Raw genomic sequence first — 14,975 nt, forward strand, 5'->3', positions numbered from 1 at the left:
AAGCCAACAATAGCAGCCTACACACCCGGTTGAAGAGTTCAGTCGCACCCCTTCACATATATTTCAGACCGATTGTCAGGCCCCAGGGGCAGCCCGCAGGCATCGCTGCCATCTTCGGGGATCTGATCGGAAAAGACCCGTTCAATCGGGACAACCAACGGGCTGGCAATAAACCTTGCAGCAGTTCCTACCAATGCTCCTTTCCGAAGCCCGAAGTTAATATCATCAAAGCTGCCACTTATCTTTAATGGTGTTGCAAGATTAAAAAATTCCGGCTTCTTTGGTGTTGGTGAAACCGTTAAGTTCACTGTATTTTTTCTGAAATCGACCTGCCCTTTGCCACAGATACGTATTTTACTCGTATCAATGAAAAAAACATCGGGGGTCAACAGTCCATCCTCCACCTTCCATCTGCCGACGGCACAATTCACTTCAGATTGCTCCTCCTCAGTACTTGATACAATAGCTGCGATCAAATTCACCGCCCACAGATCAATAATTCCGGCACCAAGATTATCTAGATGTCCTGAAAAATCAAAATAGCCGTTTCCGTTGGCAAAAATCTGATTAACAGTACTTGCAGAAGAGTAAAGGTCCACATCGAGATTAACCAACCCCGACATTTTCGACTCCGGCTTCTGCCGACGTACATAGATGCCAATATCAAAATTATGAACTACAGCTCGAAAAGTAGCATCTGCTGCCTCTTGGCCCGGCTTAAGAGATGTGGACATCGTTATCTCACCCCCCGGAATTTGTAATGCAAGAGGTTCAATTGCCATCCGCCCGTCGCGTAAAACCGCCTTCAAGGAACCACTACCCAACTGATCTTCCCCAGACAGGACCTGGTCGGCACGAACGGTCAGGCCAATATCAAAATCATCAAGCAAATCCGGATCAAGCAGATTTCGTACTTCTTTTCCTGTCTTTTCTTTTGCTACGGTTTTCTCCTCCGTATCCTCCCCTTGCTCTTTTTCTTGCGAGACCTTTTCGCCTCTCCACGACCAGTCATCAAACACAAAATCATCAAGCTGAATCAATGGTGAATGAAAGTCAACCTCAGCAGTAACCTTTTTTTCTCTGACAAGGGTTGCCGTCCCAACAAGGCTGCTGCTCCCAGTAGAAACAGCTAAATTTTTCAAATCAAACCGTTCTTTTTGCAATGTTAGGTCAGTTTCAACACTATATTTAGCCAGCGGCGGCAAATCGACCTGCAAAAGCTGGTCAAGACTTTTTAAATTTTCGCCCTCAATATTGACCTTCAGGGCCAGTGCTCTTTGGGCCGGTACAAGGTCTACCTTACCCACGAAACCAAGCAGAGTATCGGCAACCTCTGCTTGAATCTCCATCCAAGTACTGCTACTGGTGAGAAACTCCTCAATGGAGGCAACAGAAACGTTCAATGAATAAGGGAAGGTGAGTAACTCCCCGGCCATATCAAGCTGTAGAGGAGAACCAGGCATCATGGAACCAGTACATTCTTTCAGCTCGAACGTTGCAGGTTCTTTGGTCCCAGGCGTGTAGTGGGTGACGATAATATTATCAAACCGAAGCTTCTCCACCACAATCGAATCATCGGTCAATTCAAGTTTTTGCGCACCTTCTTTGCTTTTTTCAGGTGGTCGCTTTGCAACAGGCGACTTCTCCTCTGCACTGTCATCTCCAGTAAATGTCCAGTTAACAGCGCCGTTTTTATTTTCTTCAAGAGTGACGATTAATTGCTGAACATTAATTTCGGGGATATGCAGTTTTTTTTGCAAAAGAGGCAGGAGAGCTATCTGTACTCTGGCCTGATCCAGAGAAAGAAATTTCTCTTGGCTAAAACCTGCTGGGTTTTGAATTTGCAGCCCCTTGAGAGTAAAAACAGGTTGCAGAGAAGTAGAGATAACAATGGAACCGTCTATAATGACCGGTCGATGCAGGGCGTTGCTGATAATGCTTTCGACAGGATCTTTGTAAGAAGTCAGGTTAATCGGAATTTTAAAGAAAGTTACCGCACCGATAAGCAGAACAAGACATACAACCACCACCAAAAAACCCTTTACCAGCCAACGAAAAAAAGTCTTCATCACTCCCCCCTAGCCTGTGTATTATGTCAACAATCCGCTCTTTCTGTTTGAGGTAGCTGCACTCACCTCACTACCCCACACAAAAAGAATACTCTTAAATATAACAAGATATCAAGGCCATAAAGAACTAAATCAACTTTTACACTGCCGGGGATACAGCCGACAATGACAAAGAACCTTAAACAAAAGCAAGGCTAGCGGCACCACTATTTTCGAGATACAAGAGACGTAGTTACTGTTCAGCGAAGACTTAAAATTGTCGATTTGCCTCGAACTGTAACTGCTCAGCAGTGCTCCAAATGCTCACAAACTGACTGATTGAGGGAATAAGCCCTGACTTCGATACATTGGTATGCTGGGTGGGCAGATAGTTGAGAGTTGGGGTGCTTGCAGACCAGTTACGAGATATAAAACAAAAAACGCAGCAAAAGCGACAATACAAATTCGCCTATGCTGCGTTTGAAAAAAAAGAAGAAATTGGCTGGTTCTAATCGAGCATGGACACCTCTCCGGTTTCCAAATTATAAAAACTTGCCACAACTTTCACCTTACCATCCTTTACCAAATCGGCAACATATGGTTCTGACTGCTCAATCTTAGTCGCCATATTTTTCGCCAATTCCATAGAGGCATTGTTCACTAAATTGCCATCTTTTCCTTGAACGTTTTTTATTGCAGCATCAATGGGTGGTGTCAAACTGGCGATATGCCCGCCTAAACGGGTACCCCCTGCCACTGCCCCCACAGCTCCGCAACTGGTATGGCCAAGTACCATCACCAAAGGACAGTGAAGATGCTTTACTGCATACTCAATGCTTCCAAGGATTTGATCATTGACGATGTTACCTGCAACGCGCAACACAAAGACATCTCCAAGCCCCTGATCAAAAATATCAACCGGAGGAACACGGGAATCCGCACAGGTCAGGATACAAGCGATTGGCTCCTGACCTTCCACTAATCTTCCCCTTGATTCCTCGCAATGATTGGGGTGCTCCAACGAACAGGAAATAAATCTCTTGTTTCCTTCTAAAAGCAGACTCAGGGCTTCGTCTGCCGTGGGTCGTGTGGTTACAATTTGCTCCATCAGTACACCTCTCTTGCATAACAGTATCAGTTAAAGTTGTGCTATATTGGCTCATACTATATACACAATGTGGTCCTTAAACAAAAGAAAAAGAATAAGAAAAATAGATGAATGATGTAAGAAAAATAAATACCAGCGCAAAATGACTTCATATAAATCGCTATTTTTAGATTATCTCCTTATTTTTTATGTCTATAGCCAGATCCTCAACTTCAGGAGAGCCATTTTTTTAACCACGGCCTGGTAGGCATTAATGCTCAGCATGGCAAAAAAACTTTTTCCAAGGTACCCTTAAAATGGCTTATTACTCCTGAATGTACATTTTGTACATTTCATTTCAAAATTTTATTAATAGCTCCTCCACTGATCATGCACTACGAAGGCCCCATCTATAGACCACCAAGTGAAGCAGACTCGTTACTGATCCAAGCTACTGTCGGTTGCCCGCACAATAAATGTACTTTTTGCATGGTGTACAAAAACGGTCCGCCGTTCAAAGTGCTGCCGGTAGCGGCAATCTGCAAAGACATGGAACAAGCAGCGCAGGAGTATGGAGCTAAAGTGTCCACTCTTTTTTTCCCGGCAGGCAACACCATTGCCATGAAAACCAAAGACCTCTGTACAATATGCGAGCATGCCTACCAACTCTTCCCCAAGTTGGAAAGAATAACTGTTTATGGCTCGTTTCAGTATATTCACGCAAAAGGACTGGAGGAGTTACAGCAATTAGTACATGCCGGGCTAACGCGAATTCATGTTGGCCTCGAATCCGGTGATGACGAAATTCTACGCCGCATCTGTAAAGGCACCAACAGCACCCAGCAAATTGAGGCAGGACAGTGGGTTATGAGAGCCGGCATGGAACTGAGCCTTTACGCCATGCTCGGAATCGGCGGCAAAGAACGAACCATGCAACATGCGGCAGCAACCGCCAAGGTACTCGATGCTATTGAGCCTACTTTTATCCGCCTGCGAACCTTTCTTCCCAAAAAAGACACACCGCTACTGGAGGATATCCTTAACCACAAATTCTCAATGCTCGGTCCGCATGAGGTACTGCTGGAGACAAAAAAAATGCTTGAACAATTAAACGCGTCATCTCTGCTCACCAGTGATCACTACACCAATTATATCAATCTTGAGGGAAAACTCCCCTCTGCAAAACCCTTGCTCATCAATCAAATCGATCAGGCCCTGCAGAGAGCTGAAACAACGTTTCGGCCGGTGTATATCGGCAATCAGTAATCGATACACTGCCGCCCATTTCTATATATTCGCCTCCCAATCAATAGACTTTACCAAACGACCTTGGAATGATACACACCACCCAACCCTTAGCCGAGAGAATCCGCCCTGAAACACTTGATCAATACCGGGGACAAAATCACCTGGTCGGCAACAAAGGCATTCTCCGCAAGATGCTTGATTCGGAAAACATTTCTTCTTTTATATTGTGGGGCCCACCCGGTGTAGGAAAAACCACCTTGGCAAAAATCATTGCCAAACAGTTAAACCGCCATTTCCATACTCTTTCCGCTGTGAGTTCAGGAGTTAAGGACGTACGTGCTGTTATTGCCAAAGCAGAAAAACAGAAAGTCTTTTACACGCCGAGCCCAATTCTTTTTATCGACGAAATTCATCGCTTCAGCAAATCTCAGCAGGATTCTTTGCTCGGTGCTGTGGAGATGGGGACAGTTGTCCTGATTGGTGCAACCACTGAGAATCCATCGTTTGAAATTATTTCTCCGCTCCTCTCCAGGTGCCAGGTATACGTCCTCAACCCCTTAGAGCATAAGGATCTGGAGGATCTGCTTGACTATGCGGTCGCAACCGACACGGCCTTAAAGACAAAAAGCATTTCCTTTCAGGAAAAAGACGCATTGCTCAAATTTGCAGGCGGCGATGCACGTAAACTATTGAACATGCTCGAGCTGGTTATCAATGCTCAGCAGGAAGAAGAAATAAGTATTACAAACGAGATGGTGCTGCGCGAACTGCAGGAAAACCCCTCTCTTTATGATAAAGATGGCGAACAGCACTATGATATAGCCTCAGCACTGATTAAATCGATCCGGGGCAGTGATCCCGACGCAGCCGTCTACTGGCTTGCACGAATGATCGAAGGTGGTGAAGATCCAAAATTCATTGCTCGAAGGTTGGTCATATCGGCCAGCGAGGATATTGGCCTGGCCAACCCCAATGCCCTGCTTTTAGCCACTTCCTGCTTTCAGGCAGTGACACAGGTAGGGATGCCGGAATCGAGGATAATACTTTCCGAAACCGCTCTCTATCTAGCGTCCTCTCCCAAAAGCAATGCAGCCTATCTTGCCATAGGCAAAGCCCAGGCCCTGGTGCGCGAAACCGGTAATCTCCCGGTCCCCATGCATCTGCGAAATGCCCCCACCCAGTTAATGCAGGAAATGGGCTATAAAAAAGGGTATCAATATCCCCATGACTTCCCCGGAAATTTTGTCAATCAACAGTACCTGCCGGACAGCATCCGCCAACATCGCATCTACCAACCACAGACTACCCCGGCAGAGGTGACTATCATGGAACGATTAAGCTACTGGTGGAAAAGAAAGTATCGATAATAAATAACGCCTGCACCCCTGCAACAGCGAACGCTCTTTTTACTGATCAGCGGCAAGGGTAAAGCGTGCACCCCCTCTTCTCTAGGCTCAATTTAATAAGTTGCGCACAAAAACAAATACATGTTATAATTATTTGATTTTAGAATGTTTTTCTCAGTACCGCTCTCCCTGGAACAATGGAGCCACGCTTTTACCCATTTTCATGTATATCAGCAGGTAAACAAGCACTCATCTTCTCGCTTATAATACCACGCAGTTTTGCGTCGACTATAATTTCAACGACCTTTTCAGGATATACGAATGCAGGATACTTCCTCAGAATTATACGAAAATTACTTCAAAGCTCTTATGGAAATCAGCCAAGCGGTGATTTCTGATCACTACCTTGACGATGTCCTCAAGTTGATAGTCTTGGTTACTGCCCGAGTCACAGGGGTGGAAATTTGCTCTCTTTGGCTGCTCGATGAACAAAATGGGGAAAAAATCATCAGATTAAAAACAACCCAGGCTATAGATCAGGTATACGTCAAAGACAGGATACTGCACTTGAATGAAGGGGTTGTCGGCATGGTAGCAACCCAGCAACGCCCATTAATTATAAAAGATGTTAAAGAGTATTCCCTGTTCAAAGAAAAGGAGATGGCCCAGAAATTAGGTCTGGTAGCCATGGCCGGAGTACCGCTCAAAGTAGGAGATGATGTAATCGGTGTACTCAACTGTTTTACCGACAAACCTCATGATTTTCCCAAATCAGAAATCAATCTAATCGCCACCGTAGCCAATCAGGCAGCCCTGGCTATCCACAACACTAAACTTGCAATGGATGCCCGTAATATTCGCGAACAGTTACGAACTCGAAAACTAGTTGAGAAAGCCAAAGAAATTATAATTGCCCGTCGTAAAATCAGTGCAGACGAATCCTTCCGCTGGATTCAAAAGAAAAGCATGGATACAAGACGTTCCATGAGTGAAATTGCAGAGGCTATTATTTTATCGGAAGAATTATCCGAATAGAGGAAAAATACCCCCACCTTGTATCTCACTCAAATCAAGGGCATCTTGAATAACCCAGATTTCTCATCAGTTCAGGCAGTGCCGGGTTCAAAGTTTTTGGTAATGAATTCGTCCTTCCCAATAGCCTCACGTCTCAACAGATCTGATACCTAACAACAAAACCTGCGTTTCACTTTACTATTATCAAAAAAAACCTTGACAAATTTTCAGTTTCGCTAATAATAGGCCGCAACAATTTATTTGAACTGATAAGTTCACAAGCGTACAATGGCGTATGCTTAATATATAGTTGTAGCGACAAGGGTGTCTCTATTCGGATAACGAGAGGGCACCCGTGTTTTTTTTTGTGCGACTGCTTGTTATCCTGGTGCCCTTCTTCCCACTTTGGATCATAAACAACAAGGAGTAGCAGGTAGATGCGTTTTTCAAAAGCTAATGACGTCCTCGGAACCGTAAATCGTGGCAATTCAGCTGAGTCAGGACTTTGCACCCTTTGCAGAGCAGATTGTCAGGGCAAATGCGAAACCTGGCTGTCCAGCATGCTCGGCAGAAAACTTCTTTACCCAAGAGATTTTGGTTTAGTTACCGCCGGGGCCAACAATACCAGGCATGTCGGCGTTTCTTACAACTCCCTTCGCATCCAGGGATATGCGTATGGCTCAAAAGGACTCCATAAAGATCTGCCCGTAGACGCGGACAACTGCATCTTTCCAAATGTTAATCTTGAAACCGAATTCGGTAACGAGATTAAAACCAAATGTAAAATCCCTCTTATGACTGGAGCGCTCGGCTCCACCTTTATTGCCGCCCATTACTGGGACTCTTTTGCTATTGGCTGCTCCCTGGTTGGTGTTCCCGTCGTTGTTGGAGAAAATGTTGTTGGAGTCGACAAGCAGTCCGAAATAAGCAATGGCAAGATCACCAAAGCCCCGGAACTGGATCGTAGAATCGAGACATATCTCAGGTACTACAACGGCTATGGCGCCATAATTATCCAATTGAACGTTGAGGACACCAGAAACGGTGTTGCCGAATATGTCGCGGAAAAATATGGCGACAAATGCATCATCGAGTTGAAATGGGGCCAAGGCGCTAAAGATATCGGCGGGGAAATCCAGGTCAAAAGCCTTGATTATGCGAAATTTTTGAAAAAAAGGGGCTATGTTGTCGACCCCAACCCTCTGCTTCCTGAAGTAGAAGAAGCATACAAGGCCGGAGCTATCAAGTCCTTTGCCCGCCACTCCCGTCTTGGTGGAACCGATCTTGCGAACGTAGATGACGTGAAAGAAGACTTCATGAAAAGCGTCGACTACTTAAGGAGTCTTGGCTTCAAAAGAATTTCCTTAAAAACAGGCTCGTACGGGATGGAAGAACTGGCCATGGCCATCAAATTCGCCACCGATGCCAAGCTCGACCTGTTGACCATTGATGGCGCAGGAGGGGGAACAGGAATGAGCCCCTGGAATATGATGCAAAGCTGGGGGATTCCTTCAGTCAATCTACATTCAAAGGCATATGAATATGCATCCATACTGGCTGCCAAAGGGAAAAAAGTGGTAGATCTTTCTTTTGCAGGCGGTTTTTCCTATGAAGACAGCATCTTTAAGGGCCTTGCTCTTGGAGCACCATATGCCAAGCTGATTTGCATGGGTCGCGGCATTATGATCCCTGGTTTCCTTGGCTCTAATATCGAGGGTGTCCTCAGACCGGAACGAAAATCTGCGGTCTATGGCAACTGGGACAAACTACCCAAGACAGTCACCAACATCGGCTCTTCTGCAGAAGAAATTTTTGCCTGTTACCACGATGTTGAAAAACTGGTCGGTAAAGACGAAATGAAGAACATTCCTTATGGCGCGATCGCATTCTGGACCATGGCCGACAAGATTGGCTGTGGGCTCCAGCAGCTTATGGCGGGAGCGAGAAAGTTTAGTTTAAATGAAATAACACGTGATGATATTATTTCCGGTAACAGAGAAACCGCTCGTGAAACAGGGATCCCATACATGACTGAAGTCAACAACGAATCCGCCTTAAAAATTCTCAATACCCTCTAAAAGACATTCAGACCGATCCAACCTTCGGGCAGGCTGTAAAAGCCTGCTCGAAAATTTTCATGTAACTATTCAGCAAATATCTAAAAACTGTCAATCTACCACGAACTGCAACTGTTCAGCAGTGCTCAAAATGTTCACAAGCTGAACTATTAAGCAGATAAGCCCCGACTTCGATGCATCGATATGCCGGCCGAGCAGATCGTGGAGGGAGGTAAGCGCAGACTCCGTGGGGTGCTGCTGAATATTTACTATTTTTTCACTTTTACCCACAACAACCTGGCCACATCACCCGAAGTGTTGCTCCACCCAGCTGCCATATCCCGGCTCAGATTAACAAGCGTTCCTGCTTCCACCTCTTTTACGGCATCATTACCGCAATCCATCATAAGTGTACCGGCAAGAAGAAAACCGAACTCATCTCCTTTGTGATGGAAAAAATGAGATTTAAGCACAGTGCCTGGCGCAAACTCTATCAGATAAGGGTCAAATCCCTCTTCTCTGTTTGGGGGAATAATTTCTTTTACTGTAACACCGTTGCCACTCACACCTGGGATGGCGATTTCCACCCCCTCTGATTCCGGGTAAAAAATCCGGTCACATTCGCTCTCTTCACTGCCGAAAAAAGAGGCTATATCAACAGAAAGTAATTGACTAATCTTGAGTAAAGCCGGAATAGAAGGGTAAATCTGCCCGCTTTCCACCTGTGAAATGGTACTTGGTGTCACCCCAACGTGCTTTGCCAGTACAGTTTGCGGCAAGCCTCGACTGGTTCGGTAAGATTTAATCCGCTTCCCCAAATCATGCTTACCCCCCATTTGCCCGCTTTTATGATCAAAAACTGCCTTTCCGTCGCTCATCCGATAACTATGCGCCTTATTGGGAGCTTTCAGATCCCTGCCTTCCGCCTTTTTAACGGTAAGATAATTGGTGCCCCGCTTAACACTAAGTTCCATCACGACCTGAGCGATCTGGCTCACCCCTGATATAAGTCTGCTACTGTGCGCTTTATACTCCAACACCCAATAGGCGATAGTATTCAATTCGTACAGCTTAGGGCAGGTTCTGGTATAAAATTTGAGCGTCTTTTCCTCGGAGTCCCACAGATCCTGAATCCCAGTCAGGCTTTCAAAAATATAATTCACCTTTCCGCCACACATGCTGTATACCGTGCCTAGCGTATCAGCCACAACATCTGGATTTTCCGGTTTCTTGACAGGGATAACCTTGAAAGGAGTATCAGCTTGCAGTTTTTTATAAAATTTTAAAAAAAGTTCACTGCCCCCCCCTTTACCATGGGTGAAACAGTCCAGTATCGTCAAGCGGTTGTTTTCTGCCAGGTCCCCTAATACAGAAAGAAGATTTTTGGGAGATCTATCAAAGCTGACATACACAACATGGGCTCCGTCTTGGAAAGAAGAGCGCATAAAACTAAAGAAAAAATCTGGCGCAAGACTGCCTGACTCATCATGCCATACCACATTATCCCCTGTTCGCAACCCACCAAGAAGACCATCAAGCTGCTCATTTCCCGTACTCTCTATCATACTGGTATCCTGTCTTTCAAAAATGTACTGTTGTACTTCGCAAACAGAATCATAGCAAAAGTTGCATAAAACTCAAATGAGAACAAGACGCAGAGGAACCGGGCTTGTTGAAATATCGGTTAAGACAAAGAGAATTTGCTGCCAAAGGGAAAGAATTTCCAGGCGTTAGTGCGGGACATGAGACAACGATTTATTTTTCAAAAAAGGGCTAGCCCAATTATGAAAGACCGCGCAAAAGACTACTCAGAAACCCCTAACCACGTAGAGGATTCTGAAATAGCTATTGAAATAGAGAAATAATATCAGCAAACCATGCAGATGTTACCCACACCTATCACACACTGACTCCACCAATCGCCTCTTCAACCAACCCGCCCTCCGACATACAGTCAAGATAACAGCTTGACTGCATAGGATTATACTCGCTGAGCCAACGCAGTCCCTTTTGCGTAATAAGCGTGTAGTGAAGGTCGGGATCGATTTCGATAACCCCCATGCCTTTCATTACCTTCAAAACGGGCTTAAGGGCAGAAAAATCCATATCCATTTTTTCAGCGATTTGTTCTGCGGGTACAAGTTGGGGATGGCTCTCCTGCAAATTATCCCAAAGAATAGTGAGAACGTGGAGAATTTGGCCTTTCTGTAACATAGAGACCTCATAGAGCTTTTTTTAGCATCTGAAAAACGATGGTCACTCACCCTTTACCTTCTAACCGGCAACACGACTGACCAATTCGCTTCCGCACGACTTCATATGGTGGATGCTTAAAAAAATAAACTCAACATTGCAAACAAAATATTAGTTTCAGTTAAAAATAATTTATTAATAAAGCTAAACTTAACCAAAACATCAAACTAAGGCACGGCCACTTTCAGCAACACCATTACTTCTCGTAATTCGATCAAAAAAAAATTCCTGTAAAAGTTTCTTGTTCAGCGAATATGGGATGACCGATCAGGGCTAAACGAGCATGCTTATTACCCTTTTCTTGTTCGTAGCGGTACGCCAACAATGTAGTTGCCGGAATCATCTAGTTGAAAACGTTGCCCGACTACGGTTTGCTCAACGGTCAGGGACCGGTTGCCTATCTGAAGAATGGTTCCGGCAAAGACCGTACCGTGAACATCAATGGTGAGAGTTCCTATATCAGGACCATTCGCTTTATTTTGTTTTCTATTTCCTGCGTCCTGAACCCCTTGACCACTTTTTGCCCCTTCAACAGGACTTGAGTATAGACCGGTTCCAGGAATCATATTTATCCGCAGGTAGCGTAGCTTCATTTCTTCCAGGCTCCCTTTGAGGGTCCTGAGTTTTTTGGTTCTAGCCGTACCGGTAAATTGTTTGAGGCGCTGCATAATTAACTGTTTATCATCTTTAAGGCGCTGAAAAAGTTTTCTCGAATAAAAGAGTCTCTCCGCACTGACTCCGGCCCCGATAAAAACCGGGTCAGCTCCGGATGCACCGGCATCCCCCAGTGTAATACTCCCTTCAGCAACCAGTTCTCCACCGACCACCGCACTGTGTTCCCGACACCGTATGTTTGCACCGCAATAAACCTTACTGTAATAGCATTGCTTACGGATCACACAGTTGCCGTTACAGCGAATCCGCCCTTGTTCGATAAAATGAATGTCAACATCACCCGTCCCTGTCACGGTGCTGACATTTCCGGTGATTCCTCCTTTGATGACAATATTAGCCATGCTGGTCACCTGGGTGGACATGACACTTCCCTTCACTTCTAAATCACCGCCGGTTTTCACCTGGAAACCGGGAAGAACCGAACCGTGAACAACAACACTGTTTCTCGATTCTATGTTACCGGTCGAATAATCGATATCTCCGGGAATCTCAAGCTTGCTGCAGACCTTGATCACATTGTTGTTCACAACAGAAAGGACACCGTCACTGGTCGCCAATACCTGCTGTTTTTCAGGCAAATAAACAGCATGATCAATGGTCTCAATTTCAATATCCCTCCCTTGCCTCTGGGCTATTCGTTCGCCAAGGACGCTCATTCCGGGTCTGCCTTTTGTTGCCGGCACTTTGGTAGCAATGACTTGGCCAGCAGCAACCGGAACCATTATCTTTCGTTCCCTGAAGTCGATGCTCCCATCGGGAAGCAGTTCTCCGGCAATCGGTCCGATTTCCAAATGAAATGTGAGGTGGGCGTTGATTCCAGGAGTTGGTTCTCTCCCTTTTGCCAGGGTAATGCTTTCCAGTTCACCGTTTTGAGTACGGATGTATTCCCTGGCCAGGTTCAGTTGCTTATACATGACTCCATGCACAATCCCCGCATCGATGAGTAATCGATACAGATCTTCGCTGGAGATAAGATTGTAATGAAATAGAAGCGGTTTTATTATAACGGCTGCTTCCATCTTGTTTTTGGATAACCGAAATAACGGCTCAACCCAAACATGCAGCACTTTTTCTTCACTTTCCTCTGTTGAACGAAATTCTATACGTGGATAGCCAATTGTCCCTGCCAGCACTTCCTTACCATCTTCAGAAAGGTAGACATGCTCTCCGGCAGTGACAGTTCTTCGCACAAGCTGACTGGTTTCCGGCAAACCAGAGTCGCTAAACTCAAGCATCACCTGATCTCTTTTTACCAACTTGGTTACAGGAAGTTTTTCCAGGGGATAGGTATCACTAATTTTAATTTTATTTTCCGAAAAACAGAGAGTTGGCTCAATATACTCGGTGAATGCAAAGTCTGTGGTTGGCGCAAAATCCATCTTTATTCAGCCTCTTTTTGTACTTCTGTTAAATTTGCCGCAAACATCCAATTGATATCTCAACACATCTGTCAGTAACCGCAGTACTGTATTGTAGCAATTTTAGACGATTTTGCATAATTGCCTGTTCCCCCGCTCTCCCGAAGTCTTACGCTTACCTCGTTATGCATAAAATTTTATCACAGGCCTCGAAGACATAGCGTACCTGACCTCGAACTTAATAACGAATCATTCAATATACCCTCTAATATCAATGATAGTTATGAAACAGGATTCGCATAATCATGAATCCTCTTGATGCGACCCTGGAGAATACCAACGGTAATTCTTGCCTCCTAGACCGTATTTCTCAGCAGTGAAGTTTTTCGCAGATCGAGGCGCAGGACACGCAGCAGGTAAGCGTAGACTCCGATAGCAAGCTACCGCAAATGGCATGCAACAAAGAGTCTGCGGAAAAATCCGCTGACCCGGAGGGTGAGTTTTTTTGATTATCGACGAAAAAACAGTCTGTTTTTTTTAGCGCTACTGTATTTTCTATAAATATCAAAAATTTAAGTCGAAAATCAAAAAACTCATGAGAAATTCGGGCTGAAAATACATGTACTCAATGCCTACAGTTACAGTCATGGTGATGATCATGGTGGTGGTGCTTGTGTGTATGTTCTTCTGCTCCAGATATTCGGTTGTAGATCCCGATTAACCAGGGCCACACGATGAGCAGCACCAGCGCCAGAGCGGAAATCGTAGCCACAAGGCCATGGGTTGAATGTTCGCCACCAGCCACCCAGCTCGCAATATCCAATCCAAGGTGTATATAAATCCAGTTGACAACCAGGCCTAAGGCAAGCGAGCAAAACATGATGCTTCCCACATAGATAATGGCTACCTTTCTCCCAAACAACTTGGCAACCACCGTGATGGTGGCCATATTGGTTGCCGGTCCGGCCAAAAGAAAAACCAGGGCGGCCCCAGGAGAAAGCCCCTTGAGGGCAAGGGCCGCAGCAATGGGAGTTGAAGCGGTGGCACACACATAGAGAGGAGTGGCCAAGGCAATCATAATGACCATGGAGAGCAGGCCGTCGCCCAGGTAGGAGGTAATAAATTCCGGAGAGAGGGTCACGGTTATAATGCCCGCAAGGCCGATGCCAAGCAATAACCAGGGTCCAATATCACTGAGGAGACTGCCAAAAGCAAAGGACATCCCCTGACGAAACTTCTGCCACACGACAACTATCGCCCTTGCCTCTTCAGTACCATGATCCTCACAGCCGCAATCCTGCGAGCAACAGGATGTCGATGCCATAGGCAGAGGTACAGCTGCCTTTTTTGATTCTTCGGATTCCGGCTGAACATCCCTATCAAAAAGGTTGACCAGCAGACCGGTGCAGGTGGCAGTAAAAAAGGCTGCTACCGGCCGCATCACGGTCATGATGGGATCTAACAATGCGTAGGTCACTGCCATTGAATCCACCCCCGTCTCCGGGGTGGAAATCATAAAAGAAGTAACCGCCCCTTTTCCTGCTCCCTGCTTCTGCAGGCCAGCAGCAGCAGGAATGACCCCGCAACTACAAAGTGGTATGGGAATACCAAACAATGATGCCTTTACAATACTACGTTTTCGACTCCCCCCCAGATGCCGTTGAATGAAATCATCTGGAATAAACCCCTTGAGCAATCCGGCCACAAAAAAACCGAATAACACAAACAGGGACGACTCCAGCAAAATATCCCAAACCGCTGCCAAGACTTCAAAAGCTGCCCCGGTTATAGTTTCCATTATGTCTTCCTAGTATTTAATTCCACATCTACCTTTCGGCAATATATATACGAACAGGGGCTTGAAATATAACTTTCAAGCCTATGCTGAT

Annotated in this window: 10 protein-coding genes; 4 read left to right on the forward strand and 6 right to left on the reverse strand. The window is 45.5% G+C overall.

Annotated elements, in window-relative coordinates; translation table 11 throughout:
• Positions 1-38: 38 nt before the first annotated feature.
• Positions 39-2,069 (reverse strand): AsmA family protein, encoded by a 2,031-nt coding sequence (locus ACHZCY_RS07720; RefSeq protein ID WP_319548440.1) that lies wholly within the window; start codon positions 2,067-2,069, stop codon positions 39-41.
• A gap of 487 nt (positions 2,070-2,556) precedes the next feature.
• Positions 2,557-3,156 carry a carbonic anhydrase gene (locus ACHZCY_RS07725; protein WP_205221607.1) on the reverse strand — a complete coding sequence of 200 codons (600 nt, stop codon included), beginning with the start codon at positions 3,154-3,156 and terminating at the stop codon, positions 2,557-2,559.
• A 369-nt stretch (positions 3,157-3,525) separates the two neighbouring features.
• Between ACHZCY_RS07725 and ACHZCY_RS07730 the strand changes: the two genes are divergently transcribed.
• The 4 genes from ACHZCY_RS07730 (at position 3,526) to ACHZCY_RS07745 (ending at position 8,821) form a co-directional block, all read left to right on the forward strand.
• Complete coding sequence (locus ACHZCY_RS07730) at positions 3,526-4,401, forward strand: radical SAM protein (RefSeq protein ID WP_319548441.1); 876 nt, start codon at positions 3,526-3,528, stop codon at positions 4,399-4,401.
• A 68-nt stretch (positions 4,402-4,469) separates the two neighbouring features.
• Positions 4,470-5,750 (forward strand): replication-associated recombination protein A, encoded by a 1,281-nt coding sequence (locus ACHZCY_RS07735; protein ID WP_205221609.1) that lies wholly within the window; start codon positions 4,470-4,472, stop codon positions 5,748-5,750.
• Positions 5,751-6,050: 300 nt separating this feature from the next.
• Entirely contained in the window at positions 6,051-6,764 is a 714-nt protein-coding gene (locus tag ACHZCY_RS07740) for a GAF domain-containing protein (RefSeq protein WP_205221610.1), read from the forward strand.
• 416 nt (positions 6,765-7,180) lie between these two features.
• A complete protein-coding gene (locus ACHZCY_RS07745; RefSeq protein ID WP_319548442.1) occupies positions 7,181-8,821 on the forward strand; it encodes a glutamate synthase-related protein in 1,641 nt (546 codons plus the stop codon).
• 248 nt (positions 8,822-9,069) lie between these two features.
• Here ACHZCY_RS07745 and ACHZCY_RS07750 read toward each other — a convergent pair whose 3' ends face one another.
• The 4 genes from ACHZCY_RS07750 to ACHZCY_RS07765 form a co-directional block, all read right to left on the reverse strand.
• Entirely contained in the window at positions 9,070-10,365 is a 1,296-nt protein-coding gene (locus ACHZCY_RS07750) for a helix-turn-helix transcriptional regulator (protein WP_205221612.1), read from the reverse strand.
• Positions 10,366-10,699: 334 nt separating this feature from the next.
• A complete protein-coding gene (locus tag ACHZCY_RS07755; protein WP_319548443.1) occupies positions 10,700-11,014 on the reverse strand; it encodes a hypothetical protein in 315 nt (104 codons plus the stop codon).
• Between the two features lie 329 nt (positions 11,015-11,343).
• On the reverse strand, positions 11,344-13,107 hold the full coding sequence (locus ACHZCY_RS07760) for a DUF342 domain-containing protein (protein WP_319548444.1): 1,764 nt from the start codon (positions 13,105-13,107) through the stop codon (positions 11,344-11,346).
• 604 nt (positions 13,108-13,711) lie between these two features.
• Positions 13,712-14,884, reverse strand: a complete 1,173-nt coding sequence (locus ACHZCY_RS07765) for an SO_0444 family Cu/Zn efflux transporter (RefSeq protein WP_205221617.1) — start codon at positions 14,882-14,884, stop codon at positions 13,712-13,714.
• Between the last annotated feature and the right edge of the window lie 91 nt (positions 14,885-14,975).

Origin of the sequence: Desulfogranum marinum (assembly GCF_963675105.2) — a bacterium.
Classification (GTDB): Bacteria; Desulfobacterota; Desulfobulbia; order Desulfobulbales; family Desulfobulbaceae; genus Desulfogranum; species Desulfogranum marinum.

Coding starts and splice junctions, on each gene's coding strand:
- ACHZCY_RS07745 (WP_319548442.1), top strand. CDS start 7,181: ATGCGTTTTTCAAAAGCTAATGACGTCCTCGGAACCGTAAATCGTGGC.
- ACHZCY_RS07760 (WP_319548444.1), bottom strand. CDS start 13,107: ATGGATTTTGCGCCAACCACAGACTTTGCATTCACCGAGTATATTGAG.
- ACHZCY_RS07765 (WP_205221617.1), bottom strand. CDS start 14,884: ATGGAAACTATAACCGGGGCAGCTTTTGAAGTCTTGGCAGCGGTTTGG.
- ACHZCY_RS07740 (WP_205221610.1), top strand. CDS start 6,051: ATGCAGGATACTTCCTCAGAATTATACGAAAATTACTTCAAAGCTCTT.
- ACHZCY_RS07735 (WP_205221609.1), top strand. CDS start 4,470: ATGATACACACCACCCAACCCTTAGCCGAGAGAATCCGCCCTGAAACA.
- ACHZCY_RS07755 (WP_319548443.1), bottom strand. CDS start 11,014: ATGTTACAGAAAGGCCAAATTCTCCACGTTCTCACTATTCTTTGGGAT.
- ACHZCY_RS07725 (WP_205221607.1), bottom strand. CDS start 3,156: ATGGAGCAAATTGTAACCACACGACCCACGGCAGACGAAGCCCTGAGT.
- ACHZCY_RS07730 (WP_319548441.1), top strand. CDS start 3,526: ATGCACTACGAAGGCCCCATCTATAGACCACCAAGTGAAGCAGACTCG.
- ACHZCY_RS07750 (WP_205221612.1), bottom strand. CDS start 10,365: ATGATAGAGAGTACGGGAAATGAGCAGCTTGATGGTCTTCTTGGTGGG.
- ACHZCY_RS07720 (WP_319548440.1), bottom strand. CDS start 2,069: ATGAAGACTTTTTTTCGTTGGCTGGTAAAGGGTTTTTTGGTGGTGGTT.